Source organism: Bacillus sp. FSL R5-0523 (genome assembly GCF_037975295.1).
Lineage (GTDB): Bacteria > Bacillota > Bacilli > Bacillales > Bacillaceae > Bacillus > Bacillus subtilis.
In genome coordinates, this window is sequence record NZ_CP150251.1 from 35001 (window position 1) to 57274 (window position 22274).

The window sequence follows — 22274 nt, forward strand, 5'->3', positions numbered from 1 at the left end:
TCTAAATAGTGTATACAATATCCGTTTTAAGGGGAGGCTAATTGTACGGAGGTGGAGAAGATGGACGAAACAGGTAAACTTAATCATACATGTGTGATTTGTGATCAAGAGAAGAATAGAGGCATTCATCTTTATACGAAATTCATATGCTTAGATTGTGAGAGAAAAGTAATTTCTACATCAACTTCTGATCCTGACTATGCGTTTTACGTAAAAAAACTAAAGAGCATTCATACACCGCCATTATATTCATAGACCTGAAAAGGTCTTTTTTTGTACTCTTAATAATAAAAAGAAGATGAAACTTGTTTAAGGATTGAACGTAGTAGATAATAATATTAAAACTGATTATAGACACAGGAGTCGATTATCTCATGCAGAGATTTTTTCACTTTTTGATGTGGAGTTTAACTAGCAGTGCGACTTTTGTTTTCATAGGAATATTGAGCTTTTTCGGTTTAAACCAGTCGCTTTTTTTATCTATTGTTTATGGGCTTGCTTCTGGAGCAGCCGTATATATAGCTGGCATCTGGAATGCAAGACGGTTATTTCTTAAAAAGCATGAGTTGACAGGAAGAGAGTATGCTTACATTAAGAAAAACTTAGAGGAAGCAAGGCAGAAAATGATCCGTCTTAGGAAAGCCTTGTTTCAGGCTAAAAGCATTCAAATGTTTAAGCAAAATGCAGAAATGCTAAGGATTGTGAGAAGGATTTATCTCCTCACCAAAAAAGAGCCAAAGCGGTTTTATCAGGCAGAACGATTTTTTTATCAAACTCTCGATTCGGTTGTTGAATTGACAGAGAAGTATGCTTTTCTATCATCTCACCCAAAAAAAAGCAAAGAACTGTCGATGTCGTTAAGTGAGACACGTATCACTCTTACTGAATTGAACAAGCGTTTAGAGGAAGATTTAACTCAAGTAATGGGTGATGAAATTGACGAGTTGCAGTTTGAAATAGATGCAGCAAAACATTCATTAAAGAAATAAGGGAAGAGGGTAAGAGCGATGAACCGAGACCAAAGCGACCTTCATATAGATGAATTATTGGCAGATCCTTTTGGTGGTAACATAGAGATACCAGGTTCGGAGGCTGTAAAAGCAGAGAAAGAGCAAGTAAGGCTTGTTGATGTTCTTCCTGAGGGAAACAAGGAAAAAGCAATTCAGCTTGCTGGACAGATTGATCATAAAAATATGCAAAGCATTGTCTTATACGGTTCACAAGCTCAATCTAAACTGCTGAACTTTTCTCATGATATGATTAATCATGTTCAAAAGAAGGATGTCGGGGAGATTGGCGAAATACTTGGAGAGCTGATGAAAAAGCTGGAGCAAGTAAATCCTGATGATCTCCAATCTAAGAAAAAGGGTTTTTTGGCACGCATGTTTGGAAGAGTATCAAGTTCTCTTCAAGAGGTGCTGTCTAAATACCAAAAGACCAGTGTGCAGATAGACAGAATCAGCTTGAAGCTGGAGCACTCTAAAAATGCTTTAATCAGTGACAACAAGCTGTTAGAGCAGTTATATGAAAAAAATAAAGAATATTTTGCCGCGCTGAATGTTTATATTGCTGCAGGAGAACTGAAGCTGGAGGAATTAAAAACGAAAACAATTCCTGAACTGAAGCAACAGGCTGAATCGAGTGATCATAACCAAATGGCCGTTCAAGAGGTGAATGATTTAATTCAATTTGCTGACCGGTTAGATAAAAGGGTGCATGATTTGCTGCTGAGCAGGCAAATTACAATCCAAAGTGCACCGCAAATCAGGCTGATTCAAAATACAAACCAAGCGTTAGCTGAAAAGATTCAGTCATCCATTGTGACAGCGATTCCGCTATGGAAAAATCAAGTTGCCATTGCACTGACGCTTTTAAGGCAGCGCAATGCAGTGGATGCACAACAGAAAGTATCTGATACAACCAATGAGCTTTTGCTGAAAAATGCGGAGCTTTTAAAAACCAATACAATTGAAACTGCACGGGCAAATGAAAGAGGCCTTGTTGATATAGATACCTTGAAGAAGGTGCAGGAAAGCTTAATAAGCACGCTTGAAGAAACACTGACTATACAAGAAGAAGGACGAATCAAACGCCGTCAGGCAGAAGAAGAGCTCATGATGATGGAAGGCGACCTGAAGCAAAAGCTGCTTACAATAAAGGAAAGATAGTTACCAGTAAGTCTGGCTTTAAGTTCTGTCAGAGGCACGATATAATAAGGTGTAAGAAGACACATTCAAAGGATTGTTTTCATGAACACACCTTTATATAAAGCATTAATTCAACATGCGAGAAGAAATTCTCATTCATTTCATGTTCCGGGACATCACAATGGAGATGTCTTTTTTGATGACGCTAAGTCAATATTTGATCCGCTTCTCACCATTGATGTAACTGAACTGGCAGGATTGGATGATCTCCATCATCCTTCCGGGGTGATTAAGGAAGCTCAGGAGCTTGTCAGTCAATTATATGGATCGGCGGAAAGTTTTTTTCTGGTAAATGGTACGACTGTCGGAAACTTAGCGATGATTTTATCTGTTTGTGAACCTGGTGATACAATTCTGGTTCAAAGAAACTGTCATAAATCTGTATTTCATGCTGTTGATTTGGCCGGTGCTGAGCCGGTTTATCTTGCACCTGACGTTGATTCAGCAATGCATGTGCCTACGCATGTTCCGCTTGGAACAATTAAAGAGGCCCTGGCAGCATATCCAGATGCGAAAGGCTTGGTACTGACCAATCCGACATATTACGGACATAGTGCTGATTTGACTGAGATCATTACTGAAGCCCATCATTACGGGATTCCTGTTTTGGTCGATGAAGCGCATGGCGCACATTTTATTTTAGGTGAGCCTTTTCCGGTCTCAGCTTTAAAAATGGGGGCAGATATTGTTGTTCAGTCGGCCCACAAAACGCTGCCTGCCATGACGATGGGTTCTTATTTGCATCTCAACAGCAGCTGCAGGATTAACAGGGATCGGGTGGCAGAGTATTTAAACCGATTACAAAGCAGCAGCCCGTCTTATCCGATTATGGCTTCGTTAGATATTGCCCGCGCTTATGTACAGCATATTATAGAAGAACAAAAGCTTTATGACATTCTGCAGCGGATACAAACACTTAAACAAACGTTTGATTCACTTACAAATGCAGAAGCTGTTAACCCTGCTAATCCACTGATCATCACGGACCCGCTGAAGCTCACAATTCGTTCAAAACGCGGGCATTCTGGCTATACGCTGCAAAGCATATTAGAGCGTGCCAACATATTCACTGAGCTTGCTGATGAAAATCAAGTTCTGCTCGTTCTCCCATTGGGAGGAAAACGGAGAATAAACGCTGAAACCATTAGAAGCATCGATGAAGAGATTGAGAAAACGCCTCCGGATCAGACGTTTGTTTCTGCAGAGTGGGGTGTGCAGCCTGTTACTGTCTTGCCTTATCCAAAAAAGGTCATACATTCGTTTAAGAAAGAATATGTGGACTTTGAGGAAGCAGCTGGCCGGCTGAATGCAGAAGATATCATCCCTTATCCTCCGGGTATCCCGATGATTATGGCGGGAGAAAGAATAACAAAAGAAAGTGTGCAAAAGCTCAGCCGCTTGATCAGCATGAAAACGCATGTTCAAGGGAATATGAAAATCAAAGAGAAACAACTACTTGTTTATATAGAAGAGGAGAAATCATGAGCGGTTTATTTATTACATTCGAAGGTCCTGAAGGTGCAGGAAAAACGACTGTTCTGCAGGAGATCAAAAACATACTGACAGCAGAAGGCCTTCAGGTTATGGCAACTCGAGAGCCAGGCGGAATAGATATTGCAGAACAAATTCGAGAGGTTATTCTGAATGAGAACAATACATTAATGGACCCAAAAACAGAAGCTCTCTTATATGCGGCTGCAAGACGCCAGCATTTAGTTGAAAAAGTAAAACCTGCTTTAGAACAGGGGTTTATCGTTCTTTGCGACAGATTCATAGACAGTTCTCTTGCGTATCAAGGATATGCAAGAGGACTTGGAATTGATGAGGTTCTGTCCATTAATGAATTTGCCATTGGAGATATGATGCCCCATGTAACGGTTTATTTTTCAATTGATCCGGAAGAAGGACTGAAGCGTATTTATGCAAACGGCTCACGGGAGAAAAACAGGCTCGATTTAGAAAAACTGGACTTTCATACAAAAGTACAAGAAGGTTATCAAGAGCTGATGAAGCGATTTCCGGAAAGATTTCATTCAGTTGATGCCGGGCAATCCAAAGACCTCGTCGTTCAGGATGTTCTAAAGGTGATCGATGAAGCGTTGAAAAAAATTCAATTGTGACCTGTTTCCCAATAGTTGATATAATAATGTAAACGAGATCACGTTGTTTCCAATCTAAAGGAGGCCTTCACAGATGAAATTGATAGTGGCAGTTGTACAAGATCAGGACAGCAACAGACTTTTGAAAACCTTAACGGATCACAACTTCAGAGTCACAAAGCTTGCGACGACAGGAGGATTTCTTAAATCAGGCAATACGACGTTTATGATCGGTGTCGAGGATATACGCGTCAATAAAGCGTTGAGTCTCATTAAAGAAAACGGGCAGAAACGTGATCAGATGATTGCCCCTGTATCTCCAATGGGCGGAAATGCTGATTCCTATGTCCCTTATCCAGTCGAAGTTGAAGTTGGCGGAGCGACAGTATTTGTCCTTCCAGTCGATGAATTTCATCAATTTTAAGGATCTGAAACTGTGAAAATTAATAAAGATATACGTACATTTATAGATAATAAGCAGATTCCCTCTGTGAAAACATCTGAGATCACAGCATCGTTTAAAACATCAATGGAAAACCAAAGCAGCAAAATGAAGCTTGATCAGCTTACCAGGCTGTTATCTGATATAGAGGCATTCGGAAAAAGGCTAACGAAATCTCGGAATTTTAAAGACTTAGCGAGATTTAAAGGCCTTGTGAAACGTTTTGTCAAAGAAGCTGTGGACAGCGGCCTTTCACATGAAACATCGAAAAGCTTTGACCTTTACGGGAACAGCAGAACGCTGGGACTTGTGAAAGAAATAGATGACAAATTGATACAGCTTACGGAAGAGATGATGGATCAGGAAAAACCGGCAATTGATTTGCTGGAGCGTATTGGCGAAATAAAAGGTTTATTAATTAACCTTTACACATAGAGAGTGATACAATGGCAATATCCTGGAAGGAAATGAACGAGCTTCAGCCCAGAGTGATGAAGCTTTTATATAATAGTATTGAGAAGGACAGACTATCACACGCTTATTTGTTTGAGGGAAAAAAAGGAACAGGCAAGCTTGATGCCGCGCTGCTTCTTGCAAAAAGCTTCTTTTGTCTGGAGGATGGCGCGGAGCCTTGTGAGAGCTGCCGAAACTGTAAACGGATAGAGTCAGGGAACCATCCTGATCTCCATCTTGTTCAGCCTGATGGCTTATCAATCAAAAAGGCGCAAATTCAAGCGCTCCAAGAAGAGTTTTCTAAAACAGGACTTGAATCGCATAAAAAGCTGTATATTATTTCGCACGCAGATCAAATGACAGCAAATGCGGCGAACAGCCTGCTGAAATTTTTAGAAGAACCGAACAAAGACACAATGGCCGTCCTCATCACTGAGCAGCCCCAAAGGTTATTGGATACCATCATTTCAAGATGCCAAACCCTTCCTTTTCAGCCTTTGCAGCCGAAAGCAATTGAAGACAGACTGATCGAACAGGACGTCTCGCCTTATATGGCAAGGCTTCTGGCCAACATGACCAATAATGTAGCAGATGCAGTCGAATTAAGTCGAAATGATGAGTTTGCAGAGTCTAGAGCGAAAGTGATAAAATTGTATGAAGTCCTACACCAGCGGAAAGGACATGCTTTTTTCTTTATTCAAGATCAATGGATGCCCTTTTTCAAAGAAAAAACCCATCAAGAAATGGGTCTTGATATGCTCTTATTGATATATCGTGATGTGTTGTCCATCCAAATAGGAAATGAAGATAAATTGATTTATCAAGACTTATTCCAATCAATAAAACAGCATGCGCTACAATCAACACAACAAAGCGTTACGAATCAGATACTTGCTGTTTTAGAAGCAAAGAAACGGCTTCATTCCAATGTGAATGTACAAGGATTAATGGAGCACTTGGTGTTAATGTTGCAGGAGGGATAAGCTTGTACAATGTAATTGGTGTCCGCTTTAAGAAAGCGGGTAAAATATATTATTTTGATCCGAATGGATTTCATATAGAACATGACAGCTGCGTAATTGTAGAAACTGTCAGAGGCGTTGAGTACGGCCAGGTCGTAATTGCAAATAAACAGGTGGATGAGCATGATGTGGTGCTTCCCCTTCGAAAAGTGATACGTGTAGCTGACGAGCGCGATCTTCTCATTGTAGAAGAAAATAAACAGGAAGCACTATCAGCATTTGATATCTGCCAAAAGAAAGTGATTGAGCATGGCTTGGATATGAAGCTGGTCGATGTTGAATTCACGTTTGATCGCAATAAAGTCATTTTTTACTTCACTGCTGACGGCCGAGTCGACTTTAGAGAGCTTGTAAAGGATTTGGCTTCTATCTTTAAGACAAGAATTGAGCTGCGCCAAATCGGAGTGAGGGATGAGGCAAAAATGCTCGGAGGAATCGGTCCTTGCGGAAGAATGCTTTGCTGTTCAACGTTTCTTGGAGATTTTGAACCCGTTTCCATTAAAATGGCCAAGGATCAGAACTTGTCTTTAAATCCTACGAAGATTTCGGGTCTTTGCGGACGATTGATGTGCTGTCTAAAATATGAGAACGATGAGTATGAGACGGCAAAAGAACAGCTTCCGGATATAGGAGAAATGATTACGACAGCAAACGGTCCCGCGAAGGTCGTCGGACTAAATATTCTGGAACGGGTGCTTCAGGTGGAACTGATAAACCGTGAAAAAGTGATAGAATATACTTGGGAAGAGCTCTTGGAAGAGGGCGTCGTATCCGCACAAACCACAGATTAACGAGGTGTGGAACCTTGGATAAAAAAGAGTTATTTGATACAGTCATTAACTTAGAAGAACAAATTGGTTCACTGTACCGGCAGCTGGGGGATTTGAAGCAGCATATCGGTGAGATGATTGAGGAAAATCATCATTTACAGCTTGAAAACAAGCATTTGCGCAAACGGCTGGACGATACGACGCAGCAGATTGAAAAGTTCAAAGCTGATAAAAAAGAATCAAAAACACAGAAGACAGAGCAAACTGATATAGGGGAAGGATATGATAATCTGGCACGTCTGTATCAAGAAGGATTTCATATCTGCAATGTCCACTATGGAAGTGTTCGAAAAGAGGATTGTCTTTTCTGTCTGTCATTCTTAAATAAAAAATAGGGAAAAGGCTTCCGCATAAGACGGGAGCCTTTTTCAAAGGTACTGAAAGGATAAGAAGATGGTTTCATTACATGATGATGAAAGATTAGACTATTTGCTGGCAGAGGACATGAAAATCATACAAAGCCCAACAGTGTTTGCTTTTTCGTTGGACGCTGTGCTTCTGTCCAAATTTGCGTACGTTCCGATTCAAAAAGGGAAAATCGTTGATTTATGCACCGGCAATGGTATTGTGCCGCTGCTGCTCAGTACAAGATCAAAAGCAGACATTCTGGGAGTCGAAATACAAGAAAGGCTGCATGATATGGCTATTCGCAGCGTGGAGTATAATAAGCTGGACGATCAGATCGAGATCATACATGATGACCTGAAAAACATGCCGGAGAAACTTGGACATAATCGATATGATGTTGTCACCTGCAATCCGCCGTATTTTAAAACGCCGAAACAAACTGAACAAAATATGAACGAGCATCTCCGAATCGCAAGACATGAAATCCACTGCACGCTGGAGGAGGTCATTTCAGTCAGCAGCAAGCTGCTCAAGCAAGGGGGAAAAGCAGCTCTTGTTCACCGGCCGGGAAGGCTTCTGGAGATTTTTGAACTGATGAAGGCTTATCAAATCGAGCCGAAACGTGTACAATTTGTCTATCCGAAGCAAGGGAAAGAAGCCAATACCATTTTGGTTGAAGGTATCAAAGGCGGGCGCCCGGATTTAAAAATTCTTCCTCCTTTATTCGTTTATGATGATCAAAATGAATATACAAAAGAAATCAGGACCATTTTATATGGAGACAAATAACCATTTCTTCTACGTCGTGAAATGTAAGGACAATAGCTGGTATGCCGGGTATACCAACGATCTTCATAAACGAGTGAAAACACACAATGATGGAAAGGGCGCAAAGTACACAAAAGTAAGACGTCCGGTTGAATTAATTTTTGCCGAGAGCTTTTCAACAAAGCGGGAAGCTATGCAGGCGGAATATTATTTCAAAAAACTAACTCGGAAGAAAAAAGAGCTTTATATAGAAGAAAAGCGAAACAGCAAGGAGGCTGTATATGTTAAGGCGCCAAATGAGCTTTAATGGAAAGTCGGACATGGGGATTCTTTACTTGGTCCCAACCCCAATCGGAAATCTAGAGGATATGACATTCCGGGCGATCGACACGCTGAAATCAGTGGATGCGATTGCTGCGGAAGATACGAGGCAAACGAAAAAGCTTTGTCATGTATATGAAATTGAAACACCGCTCGTCAGCTATCACGAACACAATAAAGAAAGCAGTGGGCACAAAATTATTGAATGGCTGAAATCGGGAAAAAACATTGCTCTTGTCAGTGATGCCGGTCTGCCGACGATTTCTGATCCCGGAGCGGAAATTGTAAAGGATTTTACGGATATAGGCGGTTATGTTGTTCCGTTGCCGGGAGCAAATGCTGCATTAACAGCTCTTATTGCATCAGGTATTGTACCGCAGCCTTTTTTCTTTTACGGTTTTCTCAACAGACAGAAAAAAGAAAAGAAGAAGGAGCTTGAAGCCCTTAAAAAACGGCGGGAAACGATCATTTTTTATGAAGCGCCTCACAGATTGAAGGAAACCTTGTCAGCGATGGCAGAGATATTAGGAGATCGGGAAATTGCTGTAACGCGTGAACTCACTAAGAAATATGAAGAGTTTATCCGAGGAACGATATCCGAGGTCATTGGATGGGCAAACGAGGATCAGATACGCGGCGAGTTTTGTCTTGTTGTAGAAGGAAGTAATAATGAAGAGGTAGATGAGGAAGAACAATGGTGGGAAACCCTCACTGCGAAAGAACATGTCGAGCATTACATCTCGAAAGGCGCTACGTCTAAAGAAGCCATTAAAAAAGCAGCAGTCGATCGCAATGTACCAAAGCGTGAAGTGTACGATGCTTACCATATTAAGCAATAAAAAAACGTTCTTGTGTCATAACAAGAACGTTTTTTGTACAAGAAATGATTATTTAAGGTTTTGAAGCTGGTTTTGGATTTCGCTGATGATTTGCTCAGCGCCTTCTTTACTAAGAACCAATTTACCGCCTGCAAGTTTAAGGTTATCATCAGAAACTTCACCAGTTACTTGGCAAGTCATGTTTGGTTTATATTTTTTAAGGATGATTTTTTCATCATCAACATAGATTTCAAGAGCATCTTTTTCTGCGATTCCAAGAGTACGACGCAGTTCGATAGGAATAACTACACGTCCTAATTCATCAACTTTACGTACAATACCAGTAGATTTCATAAACATTCTCCTCCCAAGAGATACTTATTTGTTTAAATTATATTTTTCTTCGTCATTATTCGACAAAATCCTTACCTTCATAGCATAACAAGGTTTCCAATAATCGTCAATCATTTTGTTTACTATTGATTGTAAGAATTAGTTCTTATAGTCAGTAATGTCTTAGAAACTACCGAAATAACAGCATTTTATAAATATTTAATAAAGCTATTATCCTACTAAAAATCCTTTTAAATCAAGACTTTCGAACCAAAGTTTTTTATTTCATTTGATTATATACGACAAAATTCGACACGAACAGACTTTTTTTATTTTCATTAAAGATTTTTAATTTTAATTATTCTTTTTCAGGGTGTATGTATATATTCTTGATCTTAAAGGCTAAGATGGTATCATAGATAAAGGATAAATATAAATAATATTCATATATGATTTGCACTTATCGCCGCTCTCGTCCTTTGGGCGGGAGCTTTTTGACATTCTGATTAGGAGGTTTCAAGATGCCGCAAGAAAACAATACATTTTACATTACAACACCGATTTATTATCCGAGCGGAAAATTACATATCGGCCATGCATATACGACAGTCGCGGGAGATGCAATGGCACGTTACAAAAGATTAAAAGGGTTCGATGTTCGCTATTTAACGGGAACGGACGAGCATGGACAAAAGATCCAGCAAAAAGCTGAACAGGAAAACATTACACCTCAGGAGTATGTGGATCGCGCAGCGGCAGATATTCAAAAACTGTGGAAGCAGCTTGAAATCTCAAACGACGACTTTATCCGCACGACAGAAAAACGTCATAAAGTTGTCATTGAAAAGGTGTTTCAAAAGCTTCTTGATAACGGGGACATCTATCTTGATGAGTATGAAGGCTGGTACAGCATCCCTGATGAAACGTTCTACACGGAAACTCAGCTCGTTGATATTGAGCGGAATGAAAAGGGAGAGGTCATCGGCGGAAAAAGCCCTGACAGCGGTCACCCAGTTGAATTGATCAAAGAGGAATCTTATTTCTTCCGCATGGGGAAATACGCGGATCGCCTTCTGAAATACTATGAAGAAAACCCGACATTCATTCAGCCAGAATCACGCAAAAACGAAATGATTAATAACTTTATCAAACCTGGACTTGAGGATTTGGCAGTATCACGTACCACTTTTGATTGGGGCGTGAAGGTGCCGGAAAATCCAAAGCATGTTGTATATGTTTGGATTGACGCACTATTTAACTATTTAACGGCACTCGGTTATGATACAGAAAATGATGAACTTTATCAAAAATATTGGCCTGCCGATGTTCATTTAGTCGGTAAGGAGATTGTACGATTCCATACTATTTACTGGCCAATTATGCTGATGGCGCTGGATCTTCCGTTGCCAAAGCAAGTATTCGCGCATGGCTGGCTTTTGATGAAAGACGGAAAAATGTCGAAATCAAAAGGAAACGTTGTAGATCCGGTTACATTAATTGAGCGCTATGGTTTAGACGAGCTTCGCTATTACCTGCTTCGCGAAGTGCCGTTCGGATCTGACGGTGTATTTACGCCGGAAGGATTTGTTGAGCGAATCAACTATGATTTAGCGAATGATTTAGGAAATCTATTGAATCGTACTGTTGCGATGATTAATAAGTATTTTGACGGACAAATCGGTTCTTACAAAGGTGCTGTTACGGAATTTGACCAAACGCTCACTTCTGTTGCTGAAGAAACAGTGAAAGCTTATGAGAAAGCAATGGAAAATATGGAGTTCTCGGTAGCACTTTCGACTTTATGGCAGCTCATCAGCCGCACAAACAAATACATTGATGAGACAGCTCCATGGGTGCTTGCGAAAGATCCGGCAAAAGAAGAAGAATTGCGATCCGTTATGTATCATCTCGCTGAATCATTGCGTATTTCAGCGGTACTGCTTCAGCCATTCTTAACAAAAACACCTGAAAAAATGTTCGAGCAGCTGGGCATTACTGATGAATCTTTAAAAGCTTGGGACAGCATTACAACTTTCGGCCAGCTGAAAGATACAAAAGTACAAAAAGGCGAGCCATTGTTCCCTCGTTTAGAGGCAGAAGAAGAAATTGCTTACATCAAAGGGAAAATGCAAGGTTCAGCACCAGCGAAAGAAGAAACAAAAGAAGAAGAGCCGCAAGAGGTCGATCGTTTACCTGAAATTACGATTGATCAATTCATGGATGTAGAGCTTCGCGTAGCTGAGGTCATTGAGGCAGAGCCAGTGAAAAAAGCAGACCGTTTATTGAAGCTGCAGCTTGATCTTGGTTTTGAAAAGCGCCAAGTGGTATCCGGCATTGCGAAGCATTATACGCCTGAAGAGCTTGTTGGAAAAAAACTCGTTTGTGTAACAAATCTAAAACCGGTTAAACTCAGAGGAGAGCTTTCTCAAGGTATGATCCTTGCAGGAGAAGCAGACGGCGTTTTAAAGGTCGTGTCTATCGATCAGTCGTTACCAAAAGGCACAAGAATTAAATAATGATAAAACAAAAGGTGTTTCACGTGTAACAATTCGTCGAACACCTTTTGTGTTTCGACAAGAAAGGAGTTTTTCACTTATGTTATTTGACACTCACGCGCATTTAAATGCAGAACAATATGATACTGATCTGGATGAGGTTATTGAACGGGCAAAAGCTGAAAAAGTTGAACGAATTGTCGTAGTTGGTTTTGACCGTCCGACGATTACCCGTGCGATGGAAATGATTGAGGAATATGATTTTATTTATGCAGCCATTGGCTGGCACCCTGTTGACGCTATTGACATGACAGAGGAAGACTTAGCGTGGATTAAAGAGCTTTCTGCTCATGAGAAAGTGGTAGCGATAGGGGAAATGGGACTGGATTATCATTGGGATAAATCACCTAAAGATATTCAAAAAGAGGTGTTTAGAAAACAAATCGCCTTAGCGAAAGAGGTCAATTTGCCTATTATCATTCATAACCGTGATGCAACGGAGGATGTCGTGACCATTTTGAAAGAGGAAGGCGCAGAATCTGTGGGCGGAATCATGCACTGCTTTACAGGAAGTGCGGAAGTGGCAAGAGAATGCATGAAAATGAATTTTTATTTATCATTTGGGGGACCGGTGACATTTAAAAATGCGAAGAAACCGAAGGAAGTAGTGAAGGAAATTCCCAATGACCGGCTGCTGATTGAAACGGACTGCCCGTTTCTCACACCGCACCCTTTCCGCGGGAAAAGAAATGAGCCAAGCTATGTGAAATATGTGGCAGAACAAATCGCCGAATTAAAAGAAATGACCTTTGAAGAGATTGCTTCCATCACGACTGAAAATGCGAAAAGACTTTTCCGTATAAACTGACAAAAAACGCTAGCGGGTTTTGTAAGAGCTTGTCCCTTACAGCGTTTTTCTATAAAAGTTCTACATGCTTTCTTCTCCTCATAGGATAGGTTTGTCGACAAGTCTTTCTTCCGTTTCTCAGTGTATTTCAGGATAATGAAGAGGACACTGAGCTTTTGGGAGAAAGAGAAGGGAGGGTTGACAGCCTTTTAGATACTCTATATAATCTCTCCGAGGAGAAGGAGGCGTTTTTCATCACACAAAAAATGAAAAAGCTGTTTTCCGTAAAGCTTAGCAAAAGCAAAGTCATTCTGGTTGCTGCTTGTTTGCTTTTGGCAGGAAGCGGGACTGCGTACGCGGCTCATGAGCTGACGAAACAATCAGTCTCAGTTTCTATCAATGGCAAAAAGAAACATATACGCACACATGCAAATACAGTCGGTGATCTTTTGGAGATGCTTGATATAAAGACAAGAGACGAAGACAAGATCACACCTGCTAAACAGACAAAGATAACAGCAGACATGGACGTTGTGTATGAGGCTGCAAAACCTGTGAAGCTTACAATAAACGGGGAAGAAAAGACGTTATGGTCAACAGCAAAAACGGTCGGTGCATTACTGGACGAACAAGATGTTGATGTGAAAGAACAAGATCAAATTGATCCCGCAATAGATACAGATATTTCGAAAGACATGAAGATTAACATAGAGCCCGCATTTCAGGTTACTGTGAATGATGCAGGGAAACAAAAGAAGATCTGGACGACTTCGACTACGGTCGCTGACTTTTTAAAACAGCAAAAGATGAACATAAAAGACGAAGATAAAATCAAGCCTGCGTTAGATGCAAAGCTGACGAAAGGAAAGGCTGATATTACAATTACTCGTATCGAAAAGGTCACCGATGTAGTTGAAGAGAAGATTGCGTTCGATGTGAAAAAGCAAGAAGACGCTTCTCTTGAAAAAGGGAAAGAAAAGGTCGTCCAAAAAGGAAAAGAAGGCAAGCTAAAAAAACATTTCGAAGTCGTTAAAGAAAACGGCAAAGAAGTGTCCAGAGAGCTTGTAAAAGAAGAAACAGCTGAGCAAAGCAAAGATAAAGTGATTGCTGTCGGCACAAAGCAAAGCAGTCCAAAAGTTGAAACGGTCAGTGCTTCAGGTGATTCAAAAACAGTTGTGTCCCGCAGCAATGAATCAACAGGCAAAGTCATGACTGTATCATCTACGGCTTATACGGCAAGCTGCAGCGGTTGTTCAGGACATACAGCGACAGGCGTCAATTTAAAAAATAATCCGAATGCCAAAGTCATCGCTGTGGATCCAAATGTCATTCCGCTAGGCTCCAAAGTCCACGTGGAAGGCTATGGATATGCCATTGCTGCAGATACCGGTTCAGCGATTAAAGGGAACAAGATAGACGTCTTTTTCCCAGAGAAATCATCGGCGTACCGATGGGGAAATAAAACAGTCAAAATTAAAATCTTAAATTAATATATACTTATGTATTCAGAGGGTTTTGCGCCCTCTGTTTTTTTCGTTATAATAGACAAAGTGCATTTTCTGCTTATTAGACGCTCGATATAAGAAAAAGTTTCATGAATATACAAAAGTTTTTATTTTGTCTTGGAGGAAATAATGAAAATTAAAGAGATCATTGTGGTCGAGGGGCGTGACGATACGGCCCGCATCAAATTGGCTGTTGATGCAGACACAATTGAAACAAATGGTTCAGCCATCGATGATCATGTGATTGACCAAATCCGTTTGGCCCAGAAGACCAGAGGCGTCATTATTTTAACGGATCCGGACTTTCCGGGAGAGAAGATTCGCAAAACCATCTCAGAGGCTGTACCCGGCTGTAAGCATGCATTTTTGCCAAAACATCTTGCCAAACCTAAAAACAAGCGGGGAATTGGTGTGGAGCATGCATCGGTTGAAAGCATTAGGGCATGTTTAGAAAATGTGCATGAGGAGATGGAAGCGCAGCCGAGTGACATTTCAGCTGAGGATTTGATTCATGCCGGACTAATAGGCGGACCTGCGGCCAAACGCCGCCGGGAACGACTGGGTGATCTGTTGAAAATCGGCTATACAAATGGCAAACAGCTTCAAAAACGGCTGCAAATGTTTCAAATTAAAAAAAGTGATTTTATGAGTGCGCTCGATACCGTTATGCGGGAGGAACAGAATGAATAAAGATATTGCGACACCGATTAGAACGAAAGAGATACTGAAGAAATATGGTTTTTCTTTTAAAAAGAGCTTAGGACAGAATTTCTTAATTGATACGAACATTTTAAACAGAATTGTCGATCACGCAGAAGTGACGGAGAAAACAGGTGTCATTGAAATCGGCCCGGGAATCGGGGCTTTAACCGAACAGCTTGCCAAGCGGGCGAAAAAGGTCGTGGCATTTGAGATTGATCAGCGATTATTGCCGATTCTGAAGGATACACTGTCACCTTACGACAATGTCACTGTCATCCATCAGGACGTGTTAAAGGCTGATGTCAAATCAGTCATTGAAGAACAATTTCAAGATTGTGATGAGATCATGGTAGTTGCCAACCTTCCTTATTACGTAACAACACCGATTATCATGAAACTGCTTGAAGAACATCTTCCGCTGAAAGGGATTGTGGTCATGCTGCAAAAAGAAGTAGCTGAGCGCATGGCGGCTGATCCTTCATCTAAGGAGTACGGCTCGCTTTCAATCGCGGTGCAGTTTTATACAGAAGCCAAAACGGTGATGATCGTTCCGAAAACCGTATTTGTTCCTCAGCCTAATGTCGATTCCGCAGTCATCCGGCTGATTCTCCGAGACGGCCCGGCAGTGGACGTGGAAAACGAATCCTTTTTCTTTCAGCTCATTAAGGCAAGCTTTGCACAGCGCCGTAAAACGCTGCTCAATAACTTAGTTAACAACCTTCCTGAAGGAAAAGCACAAAAATCAACGATTGAGCAAGTGCTCGAAGAAACAAATATTGAAGGCAAGCGCCGAGGTGAATCCCTGTCTATTGAGGAATTCGCAGCGCTGTCTAACGGATTGTATAAAGCCCTTTTCTAAAAGGGCTTTTTGTTTTGCGCACCACATGGACTGCCGCTACATAGGCTAGAGAAGGACCTTTCATTCAATGATAAGAAAAACTTGGACTCAGCGAAAAAAGGCGCTTTCTCAAGGCTCTTTCTTTCATGATGAGGCTTAGTCTATGTGTGGAGTGAGGAACGTGCAATTTCAAATAGGGGATATGGTAGCCAGAAAATCCTATCAGATGGATGTTTTGTTTCGAATTATAAGAATAGAGCAAACAAGCAAAGGAAATTCAATTGCTATTTTGCATGGAGATGAAGTCAGGCTGATTGCTGATTCGGATTTTTCTGATCTGGTAGCAGTGAAAAAAGATGAGCAGATGATGCGGAAAAAGAAAGATGAGAGCAGAATGAATGAGTCGCTCGAATTACTCCGCCAGGATTATAAACTGCTCAGAGAAAAGCAGGAGTACTATGCGACAAGCCAATATCAGCATCAGGAGCATTATTTCCATATGCCGGGCAAAGTGCTTCATCTGGATGGTGACGAAGCATATCTGAAAAAATGCCTGAATGTCTATAAAAAAATTGGAGTGCCGGTCTATGGCATCCATTGCCATGAAAAGAAAATGTCTGCTTCTATTGAAGAATTGCTCGACAAATATCGACCTGATATCCTGGTGATCACAGGGCATGATGCGTATTCGAAGCAAAAGGGCGGTATTGATGATTTGAATGCGTACAGACATTCTAAGCACTTTGTTGAAACAGTTCAAACAGCCCGAAAAAAGATCCCTCACTTAGATCAGCTTGTTATTTTTGCGGGGGCCTGCCAATCCCATTTTGAATCACTCATCAGAGCGGGTGCGAATTTTGCGAGTTCACCGTCAAGAGTCAATATTCATGCGCTTGATCCGGTATATATCGTCGCGAAGATCAGCTTTACGCCGTTTATGGAACGGATTAATGTATGGGAAGTGCTCCGTAATACGCTGACAAGAGAGAAAGGGCTTGGAGGTATTGAAACAAGAGGAGTTCTGAGAATTGGTATGCCTTATAAGTCCAATTAACAGTTGAAAACCTGCATAGGAGAGCTATGCGGGTTTTTTATTTTACATAATGATACATAATTTACCGAAACTTGCGGAACATAATTGAGGAATCATAGAATTTTGTCAAAATAATTTTATTGACAACGTCTTGTTAACGTTGATATAATTTAAATTTTATTTGACAAAAATGGGCTCGTGTTGTACAATAAATGTAGTGAGGTGGATGCAATGGCGAAGACGTTGTCCGATATTAAAAGATCGCTTGATGGGAATTTAGGTAAAAGGCTGACGTTAAAAGCAAACGGTGGCCGCCGAAAAACGATTGAGCGTTCGGGCATTTTAGCTGAGACGTACCCTTCTGTTTTTGTGATACAACTAGATCAAGACGAGAACTCGTTTGAAAGAGTTTCATACAGTTATGCTGATATTTTGACTGAGACTGTTGAGCTGACATTTAATGATGACGCCGCAAGCTCAGTGGCATTTTAACGGGCAGTGAACCTTTTGTTTACTGCTTTTTGTTTTGCCCTTTTTTGGTTTCCAATAATTTTAACGAAAGTTCCATCTGATTTAACAAAAGATAAAACAGTCACATATTATCGTGACGTGCACGAATGGCTATCACTTCTAAAAAAGGGGTTGTTTCGTTTGGGCAGACGTCGTGGAGTTATGTCAGATGAGTTTAAATATGAGCTGGCTAAAGACCTTGGTTTTTATGACACAGTAAAAAATGGCGGCTGGGGCGAAATTCGGGCTCGCGATGCCGGTAACATGGTGAAGCGTGCTATTGAAATCGCCGAACAGCAAATGGCTCAGAATCAGAATAACCGATAAGGATGTGACCCGGGGGACGTGCTGTTCCCTGGTTTTTTTATTTTGGATATAAATACATAATGGGCTGAATATGGATATGTTCATCCTGTACTTCAAATGTGATACAATGTTCATACTTATGTTTAGATGGAGAAGTAGGTGAAAGCTATGCGTATTTTAGAAAAAGCGCCAGCTAAGATCAATCTGTCACTTGACGTCACCCGAAAACGCCCGGATGGCTATCATGAAGTCGAAATGATCATGACGACAATTGATTTAGCTGATCGAATTGAATTGACGGAGCTTGCAGAGGATGAAGTGAGGGTTTCCTCCCACAACCGATTTGTGCCTGATGACCAAAGAAACTTAGCTTATCAGGCTGCCAAGCTGATCAAGGACAGATACAACGTGAAAAAGGGAGTTTCCATCATGATTACGAAGGTAATTCCGGTGGCTGCCGGTCTTGCCGGCGGAAGCAGTGATGCGGCGGCGACGCTCAGAGGGCTGAACAGACTGTGGAATTTAAATCTGTCTGCGGAAACGCTTGCTGAGCTTGGAGCGGAAATTGGCTCCGACGTTTCATTTTGTGTCTATGGCGGAACTGCATTAGCAACAGGGCGCGGCGAGAAAATTAAACATATCAGCACGCCTCCGCACTGCTGGGTCATTTTAGCGAAGCCGACAATCGGTGTTTCAACTGCTGAAGTGTACAGAGCGCTGAAACTGGATGGTATAGAGCATCCCGATGTACAAGGCATGATCGAGGCGATAGAAGAAAAGAGTTTTCAGAAGATGTGCAGCCGGTTAGGCAATGTGCTTGAATCTGTTACACTCGATATGCATCCTGAAGTTGCGATGATCAAAAACCAGATGAAACGCTTTGGTGCAGATGCCGTGTTAATGAGCGGGAGCGGCCCGACAGTATTTGGACTGGTTCAGTATGAGTCGAAGGTGCAGAGAATTTATAACGGGTTAAGAGGCTTCTGCGATCAAGTTTATGCGGTGAGAATGATCGGCGAACAGAACGCTCTTGATTAAATCCGTATGTTAAGTTATATTGATCTTAAAATATTCGGATTTTGGGGGTAAGTTCATGAAGTTTCGTCGCAGCGGCAGATTGGTGGACTTAACAAATTATTTGTTAACCCATCCGCACGAGTTAATACCGCTAACCTTTTTCTCTGAGCGGTATGAATCTGCAAAATCATCGATCAGTGAAGATTTAACAATTATTAAACAAACCTTTGAACAGCAGGGGATTGGTACTTTGCTTACTGTTCCCGGGGCTGCCGGAGGCGTTAAATATATTCCGAAAATGAAGCAGGCTGAAGCTGAAGAGTTTGTGCAGACACTTGGACAGTCGCTGGCAAATCCTGAGCGTATCCTTCCGGGCGGTTATGTATATTTAACGGATATCTTAGGAAAGCCATCTGTACTCTCCAAGGTAGGGAAGCTGTTTGCTTCCGTGTTTGCAGAGCGCGAAATTGATGTTGTCATGACCGTTGCCACAAAAGGCATCCCTCTTGCGTATGCAGCTGCAAGCTATTTGAATGTGCCTGTTGTGATCGTTCGTAAAGACAATAAGGTAACAGAGGGCTCCACAGTCAGCATTAATTACGTTTCAGGCTCCTCAAACCGCATTCAAACAATGTCACTTGCGAAAAGAAGCATGAAAACGGGTTCAAACGTACTCATTATTGATGACTTTATGAAAGCAGGCGGCACCATTAATGGTATGATTAACCTGTTGGATGAGTTTAACGCAAATGTGGCGGGAATCGGCGTCTTAGTTGAAGCCGAAGGAGTAGATGAACGTCTTGTTGACGAATATATGTCACTTCTTACTCTTTCAACCATCAACATGAAAGAGAAGTCCATTGAAATTCAGAATGGCAATTTTCTGCGTTTTTTTAAAGACAATCTTTTAAAGAATGGAGAGACAGAATCATGACAAAAGCAGTCCACACAAAACATGCCCCAGCGGCAATCGGTCCTTATTCACAAGGGATTATCGTCAACAATATGTTTTACAGCTCAGGTCAAATCCCTTTGACTCCTTCAGGCGAAATGGTGAACGGCGATATTAAGGAGCAGACTCATCAAGTATTCAGCAATTTAAAGGCGGTTCTGGAAGAAGCGGGTGCTTCTTTTGAAACAGTTGTAAAAGCAACTGTATTTATCGCGGATATGGAACAATTTGCAGAAGTAAACGAAGTGTACGGACAATACTTTGACACTCACAAACCGGCGAGATCTTGTGTTGAAGTTGCGAGACTCCCGAAGGATGCGTTAGTCGAGATTGAAGTTATTGCACTGGTGAAATAATAAGAAAAGTGATTCTGGGAGAGCCCGGGATCACTTTTTTATTTACCTTATGCCCGAAATGAAAGCTTTATGTCCTAATTGTGTAACTATATCCTATTTTTTCAAAAAATATTTTAAAAACGAGCAGGATTTCAGAAAAAATCGTGGAATTGATACACTAATGCTTTTATATAGGGAAAAGGTGGTGAACTACTGTGGAAGTTACTGACGTAAGATTACGCCGCGTGAATACCGATGGTCGCATGAGAGCGATTGCATCCATCACGCTGGATCACGAATTTGTTGTACATGATATTCGTGTGATTGATGGAAACAATGGTCTTTTCGTTGCGATGCCGAGTAAACGCACCCCTGATGGAGAGTTCCGCGATATTGCTCATCCTATTAATTCAAGCACGCGAGGAAAGATTCAAGATGCCGTGTTAAATGAGTATCATCGTCTGGGTGACACTGAAGCATTAGAATTCGAAGAAGCTGGAGCTTCTTAAAAAATAACCAAAAAGCAAGGACTGCTGAAAGGGCTGACATAAGCCTTTTGCCGGCGGTCCTTTTTTAATTCTGATTTTTCAAACTTAGCTGCACTCAATAGAAAATTCTTGCACTTCATGAAGTCTCCTTGAAATCAGAAGATATTTAGGATATATTTTTCTATGGATAAAAGGGATATTGGAGGCCAATAAATGGATAAGCGGTTTGCAGTTGTTTTAGCGGCTGGACAAGGAACGAGAATGAAATCGAAGCTTTATAAAGTCCTTCATCCAGTTTGCGGTAAGCCTATGGTAGAGCACGTCGTGGACGAAGCCTTAAAATTATCTTTATCAAAGCTTGTCACGATTGTCGGACATGGTGCGGAAGAAGTGAAAAAGCAGCTTGGTGATAAAAGCGAGTACGCGCTTCAAGCAGAACAGCTTGGCACTGCTCATGCTGTAAAACAGGCACAGCCATTTCTTGCTGACGAAAAAGGCGTCACAATTGTCATTTGCGGAGATACGCCGCTTTTGACAGCAGAGACGATGGAACAGATGCTGAAAGAACATACACAAAGAGAAGCGAAAGCTACGATTTTAACTGCGGTTGCAGAAGATCCAACTGGATACGGCCGCATTATTCGCAGCGAAAACGGAGCGGTTCAAAAAATCGTTGAGCATAAGGACGCCTCTGAAGAAGAACGTCTTGTAACTGAGATCAACACCGGTACGTATTGTTTTGACAATGAAGCGCTATTTCGGGCTATTGATCTGGTGTCTAATGATAATGCCCAAGGCGAGTATTATTTGCCGGATGTCATAGAGATTCTTAAAAATGAAGGCGAAACTGTTGCCGCTTACCAGACTGGTAATTTCCAAGAAACGCTCGGAGTTAATGATAGAGTTGCTCTTTCTCAGGCAGAACAATTTATGAAAGAGCGCATTAATAAACGGCATATGCAAAATGGCGTGACGTTGATCGACCCGATGAATACGTATATTTCTCCTGACGCTGTTATCGGAAGCGATACTGTGATTTACCCTGGAACTGTGATTAAAGGTGAGGTGCAAATCGGAGAAGATACGATTATTGGCCCTCATACGGAGATTATGAATAGTGCCATTGGCAGCCGTACGGTGATTAAACAATCGGTAGTCAATCACAGTAAAGTGGGGAATGATGTAAACATAGGACCTTTTGCTCACATCAGACCTGATTCTGTCATCGGGAATGAAGTGAAGATCGGGAATTTTGTAGAAATTAAAAAGACTCAATTCGGAGACCGAAGCAAGGCATCTCATCTAAGCTATGTCGGCGATGCTGAGGTAGGCACTGATGTAAACCTGGGCTGCGGTTCTATTACTGTCAATTATGATGGAAAGAATAAGTATTTGACAAAAATTGAAGATGGCGCGTTTATCGGCTGCAATTCCAACTTGGTTGCCCCTGTCACAGTCGGAGAAGGCGCTTATGTGGCGGCAGGTTCAACTGTTACGGAAGATGTACCTGGAAAAGCACTTGCTATTGCCAGAGCGAGACAAGTAAATAAAGACGATTATGTGAAAAATATTCATAAAAAATAATCCTAAATTCGGAGGTTTATC

Annotated in this window: 27 protein-coding genes; 26 read left to right on the forward strand and 1 reads right to left on the reverse strand. The window is 41.4% G+C overall.

Features of this window, described 5'->3' with window-relative positions; all coding sequences use genetic code 11:
* Nucleotides 1–60: 60 nt before the first annotated feature.
* The 13 genes from csfB to rsmI all read left to right on the forward strand — a co-directional run bounded on the left by csfB (nt 61) and on the right by rsmI (nt 9329).
* On the forward strand, nt 61–255 hold the full coding sequence (gene csfB, locus NYE53_RS00180; RefSeq protein ID WP_015482686.1) for an anti-sigma-G factor: 195 nt from the start codon (nt 61–63) through the stop codon (nt 253–255).
* Between the two features lie 119 nt (nt 256–374).
* Nucleotides 375–989 carry a 5-bromo-4-chloroindolyl phosphate hydrolysis family protein gene (locus NYE53_RS00185; RefSeq protein ID WP_339246681.1) on the forward strand — a complete coding sequence of 205 codons (615 nt, stop codon included), beginning with the start codon at nt 375–377 and terminating at the stop codon, nt 987–989.
* Between the two features lie 18 nt (nt 990–1007).
* Entirely contained in the window at nt 1008–2168 is a 1161-nt protein-coding gene (locus NYE53_RS00190) for a toxic anion resistance protein (protein ID WP_339246684.1), read from the forward strand.
* Between the two features lie 81 nt (nt 2169–2249).
* Nucleotides 2250–3692: an aminotransferase class I/II-fold pyridoxal phosphate-dependent enzyme gene (locus tag NYE53_RS00195; RefSeq protein WP_339246685.1), complete on the forward strand. Its 1443-nt coding sequence runs from the start codon at nt 2250–2252 to the stop codon at nt 3690–3692.
* Nucleotides 3689–4327, forward strand: a complete 639-nt coding sequence (tmk, locus tag NYE53_RS00200) for a dTMP kinase (RefSeq protein ID WP_015253015.1) — start codon at nt 3689–3691, stop codon at nt 4325–4327. The genes NYE53_RS00195 and tmk overlap by 4 nt, the downstream gene beginning before the upstream one ends.
* Nucleotides 4328–4400: 73 nt before the next feature.
* The gene (gene darA, locus NYE53_RS00205) at nt 4401–4730 is read left to right on the forward strand and encodes a cyclic di-AMP receptor DarA (RefSeq protein ID WP_003242755.1); all 330 of its coding nucleotides are present in this window, start codon (nt 4401–4403) and stop codon (nt 4728–4730) included.
* A 12-nt stretch (nt 4731–4742) separates the two neighbouring features.
* A complete protein-coding gene (locus tag NYE53_RS00210) occupies nt 4743–5183 on the forward strand; it encodes a YaaR family protein (RefSeq protein ID WP_009966249.1) in 441 nt (146 codons plus the stop codon).
* An 11-nt stretch (nt 5184–5194) separates the two neighbouring features.
* On the forward strand, nt 5195–6184 hold the full coding sequence (gene holB / locus NYE53_RS00215) for a DNA polymerase III subunit delta' (protein WP_339246688.1): 990 nt from the start codon (nt 5195–5197) through the stop codon (nt 6182–6184).
* Between the two features lie 2 nt (nt 6185–6186).
* Complete coding sequence (ricT, locus tag NYE53_RS00220) at nt 6187–7014, forward strand: competence/sporulation regulator complex protein RicT (RefSeq protein ID WP_003226767.1); 828 nt, start codon at nt 6187–6189, stop codon at nt 7012–7014.
* A gap of 14 nt (nt 7015–7028) precedes the next feature.
* Entirely contained in the window at nt 7029–7388 is a 360-nt protein-coding gene (gene yabA / locus NYE53_RS00225; protein WP_003218308.1) for a replication initiation-control protein YabA, read from the forward strand.
* Between the two features lie 58 nt (nt 7389–7446).
* The gene (locus NYE53_RS00230; protein ID WP_213420508.1) at nt 7447–8190 is read left to right on the forward strand and encodes a tRNA1(Val) (adenine(37)-N6)-methyltransferase; all 744 of its coding nucleotides are present in this window, start codon (nt 7447–7449) and stop codon (nt 8188–8190) included.
* Nucleotides 8177–8476: a GIY-YIG nuclease family protein gene (locus tag NYE53_RS00235; RefSeq protein WP_003242983.1), complete on the forward strand. Its 300-nt coding sequence runs from the start codon at nt 8177–8179 to the stop codon at nt 8474–8476. Before NYE53_RS00230 ends, NYE53_RS00235 begins: the two co-directional genes overlap by 14 nt.
* Entirely contained in the window at nt 8451–9329 is an 879-nt protein-coding gene (gene rsmI, locus NYE53_RS00240) for a 16S rRNA (cytidine(1402)-2'-O)-methyltransferase (RefSeq protein ID WP_019712967.1), read from the forward strand. Before NYE53_RS00235 ends, rsmI begins: the two co-directional genes overlap by 26 nt.
* Before the next feature lie 48 nt (nt 9330–9377).
* Here the strand turns inward: rsmI and abrB are convergent, their stop codons facing one another.
* The gene (abrB, locus tag NYE53_RS00245; RefSeq protein ID WP_003226760.1) at nt 9378–9668 is read right to left on the reverse strand and encodes a transition state genes transcriptional regulator AbrB; all 291 of its coding nucleotides are present in this window, start codon (nt 9666–9668) and stop codon (nt 9378–9380) included.
* A gap of 494 nt (nt 9669–10162) precedes the next feature.
* Between abrB and metG the strand changes: the two genes are divergently transcribed.
* The 13 genes from metG (at nt 10163) to glmU (ending at nt 22253) form a co-directional block, all read left to right on the forward strand.
* On the forward strand, nt 10163–12157 hold the full coding sequence (gene metG / locus NYE53_RS00250) for a methionine--tRNA ligase (RefSeq protein WP_015382561.1): 1995 nt from the start codon (nt 10163–10165) through the stop codon (nt 12155–12157).
* 79 nt (nt 12158–12236) lie between these two features.
* Nucleotides 12237–13004 carry a TatD family hydrolase gene (locus tag NYE53_RS00255; RefSeq protein ID WP_339246691.1) on the forward strand — a complete coding sequence of 256 codons (768 nt, stop codon included), beginning with the start codon at nt 12237–12239 and terminating at the stop codon, nt 13002–13004.
* 155 nt (nt 13005–13159) lie between these two features.
* Complete coding sequence (locus NYE53_RS00260; protein WP_339246693.1) at nt 13160–14473, forward strand: ubiquitin-like domain-containing protein; 1314 nt, start codon at nt 13160–13162, stop codon at nt 14471–14473.
* Between the two features lie 144 nt (nt 14474–14617).
* Nucleotides 14618–15178: a ribonuclease M5 gene (gene rnmV, locus NYE53_RS00265; protein WP_015253010.1), complete on the forward strand. Its 561-nt coding sequence runs from the start codon at nt 14618–14620 to the stop codon at nt 15176–15178.
* Nucleotides 15171–16049 carry a 16S rRNA (adenine(1518)-N(6)/adenine(1519)-N(6))-dimethyltransferase RsmA gene (gene rsmA / locus NYE53_RS00270; protein WP_336156444.1) on the forward strand — a complete coding sequence of 293 codons (879 nt, stop codon included), beginning with the start codon at nt 15171–15173 and terminating at the stop codon, nt 16047–16049. Before rnmV ends, rsmA begins: the two co-directional genes overlap by 8 nt.
* Before the next feature lie 160 nt (nt 16050–16209).
* A complete protein-coding gene (gene prtG, locus NYE53_RS00275; RefSeq protein WP_015382563.1) occupies nt 16210–17082 on the forward strand; it encodes a sporulation-specific protease PrtG in 873 nt (290 codons plus the stop codon).
* Nucleotides 17083–17292: 210 nt separating this feature from the next.
* Nucleotides 17293–17553 (forward strand): Veg family protein, encoded by a 261-nt coding sequence (locus tag NYE53_RS00280; RefSeq protein ID WP_003218330.1) that lies wholly within the window; start codon nt 17293–17295, stop codon nt 17551–17553.
* 159 nt (nt 17554–17712) lie between these two features.
* The gene (locus NYE53_RS00285) at nt 17713–17898 is read left to right on the forward strand and encodes a small, acid-soluble spore protein, alpha/beta type (protein ID WP_003218333.1); all 186 of its coding nucleotides are present in this window, start codon (nt 17713–17715) and stop codon (nt 17896–17898) included.
* Nucleotides 17899–18045: 147 nt separating this feature from the next.
* Nucleotides 18046–18915: a 4-(cytidine 5'-diphospho)-2-C-methyl-D-erythritol kinase gene (gene ispE, locus NYE53_RS00290; RefSeq protein ID WP_003226742.1), complete on the forward strand. Its 870-nt coding sequence runs from the start codon at nt 18046–18048 to the stop codon at nt 18913–18915.
* A gap of 55 nt (nt 18916–18970) precedes the next feature.
* Nucleotides 18971–19828, forward strand: coding sequence for a pur operon repressor (gene purR, locus NYE53_RS00295; protein WP_003218342.1), 858 nt, complete (start codon nt 18971–18973; stop codon nt 19826–19828).
* Nucleotides 19825–20202, forward strand: coding sequence for a 2-iminobutanoate/2-iminopropanoate deaminase (gene ridA / locus NYE53_RS00300; RefSeq protein WP_003226738.1), 378 nt, complete (start codon nt 19825–19827; stop codon nt 20200–20202). The genes purR and ridA overlap by 4 nt, the downstream gene beginning before the upstream one ends.
* A gap of 194 nt (nt 20203–20396) precedes the next feature.
* Nucleotides 20397–20690: a septation regulator SpoVG gene (gene spoVG, locus NYE53_RS00305; protein WP_003218346.1), complete on the forward strand. Its 294-nt coding sequence runs from the start codon at nt 20397–20399 to the stop codon at nt 20688–20690.
* 192 nt (nt 20691–20882) lie between these two features.
* Nucleotides 20883–22253: a bifunctional UDP-N-acetylglucosamine diphosphorylase/glucosamine-1-phosphate N-acetyltransferase GlmU gene (gene glmU, locus NYE53_RS00310; protein ID WP_017696375.1), complete on the forward strand. Its 1371-nt coding sequence runs from the start codon at nt 20883–20885 to the stop codon at nt 22251–22253.
* Nucleotides 22254–22274: the final 21 nt, after the last annotated feature.

Excerpts from the sequence above, each read along its gene's own strand:
- csfB (WP_015482686.1), top strand. The coding sequence starts at position 61 with ATGGACGAAACAGGTAAACTTAATCATACATGTGTGATTTGTGATCAA.
- NYE53_RS00255 (WP_339246691.1), top strand. The coding sequence starts at position 12,237 with ATGTTATTTGACACTCACGCGCATTTAAATGCAGAACAATATGATACT.
- tmk (WP_015253015.1), top strand. The coding sequence starts at position 3,689 with ATGAGCGGTTTATTTATTACATTCGAAGGTCCTGAAGGTGCAGGAAAA.
- darA (WP_003242755.1), top strand. The coding sequence starts at position 4,401 with ATGAAATTGATAGTGGCAGTTGTACAAGATCAGGACAGCAACAGACTT.
- purR (WP_003218342.1), top strand. The coding sequence starts at position 18,971 with ATGAAGTTTCGTCGCAGCGGCAGATTGGTGGACTTAACAAATTATTTG.
- NYE53_RS00185 (WP_339246681.1), top strand. The coding sequence starts at position 375 with ATGCAGAGATTTTTTCACTTTTTGATGTGGAGTTTAACTAGCAGTGCG.
- NYE53_RS00195 (WP_339246685.1), top strand. The coding sequence starts at position 2,250 with ATGAACACACCTTTATATAAAGCATTAATTCAACATGCGAGAAGAAAT.
- NYE53_RS00235 (WP_003242983.1), top strand. The coding sequence starts at position 8,177 with ATGGAGACAAATAACCATTTCTTCTACGTCGTGAAATGTAAGGACAAT.
- metG (WP_015382561.1), top strand. The coding sequence starts at position 10,163 with ATGCCGCAAGAAAACAATACATTTTACATTACAACACCGATTTATTAT.
- rsmA (WP_336156444.1), top strand. The coding sequence starts at position 15,171 with ATGAATAAAGATATTGCGACACCGATTAGAACGAAAGAGATACTGAAG.
- NYE53_RS00230 (WP_213420508.1), top strand. The coding sequence starts at position 7,447 with ATGGTTTCATTACATGATGATGAAAGATTAGACTATTTGCTGGCAGAG.
- rsmI (WP_019712967.1), top strand. The coding sequence starts at position 8,451 with ATGTTAAGGCGCCAAATGAGCTTTAATGGAAAGTCGGACATGGGGATT.
- glmU (WP_017696375.1), top strand. The coding sequence starts at position 20,883 with ATGGATAAGCGGTTTGCAGTTGTTTTAGCGGCTGGACAAGGAACGAGA.
- holB (WP_339246688.1), top strand. The coding sequence starts at position 5,195 with ATGGCAATATCCTGGAAGGAAATGAACGAGCTTCAGCCCAGAGTGATG.
- ridA (WP_003226738.1), top strand. The coding sequence starts at position 19,825 with ATGACAAAAGCAGTCCACACAAAACATGCCCCAGCGGCAATCGGTCCT.
- ispE (WP_003226742.1), top strand. The coding sequence starts at position 18,046 with ATGCGTATTTTAGAAAAAGCGCCAGCTAAGATCAATCTGTCACTTGAC.
- rnmV (WP_015253010.1), top strand. The coding sequence starts at position 14,618 with ATGAAAATTAAAGAGATCATTGTGGTCGAGGGGCGTGACGATACGGCC.
- NYE53_RS00280 (WP_003218330.1), top strand. The coding sequence starts at position 17,293 with ATGGCGAAGACGTTGTCCGATATTAAAAGATCGCTTGATGGGAATTTA.
- abrB (WP_003226760.1), bottom strand. The coding sequence starts at position 9,668 with ATGTTTATGAAATCTACTGGTATTGTACGTAAAGTTGATGAATTAGGA.
- NYE53_RS00190 (WP_339246684.1), top strand. The coding sequence starts at position 1,008 with ATGAACCGAGACCAAAGCGACCTTCATATAGATGAATTATTGGCAGAT.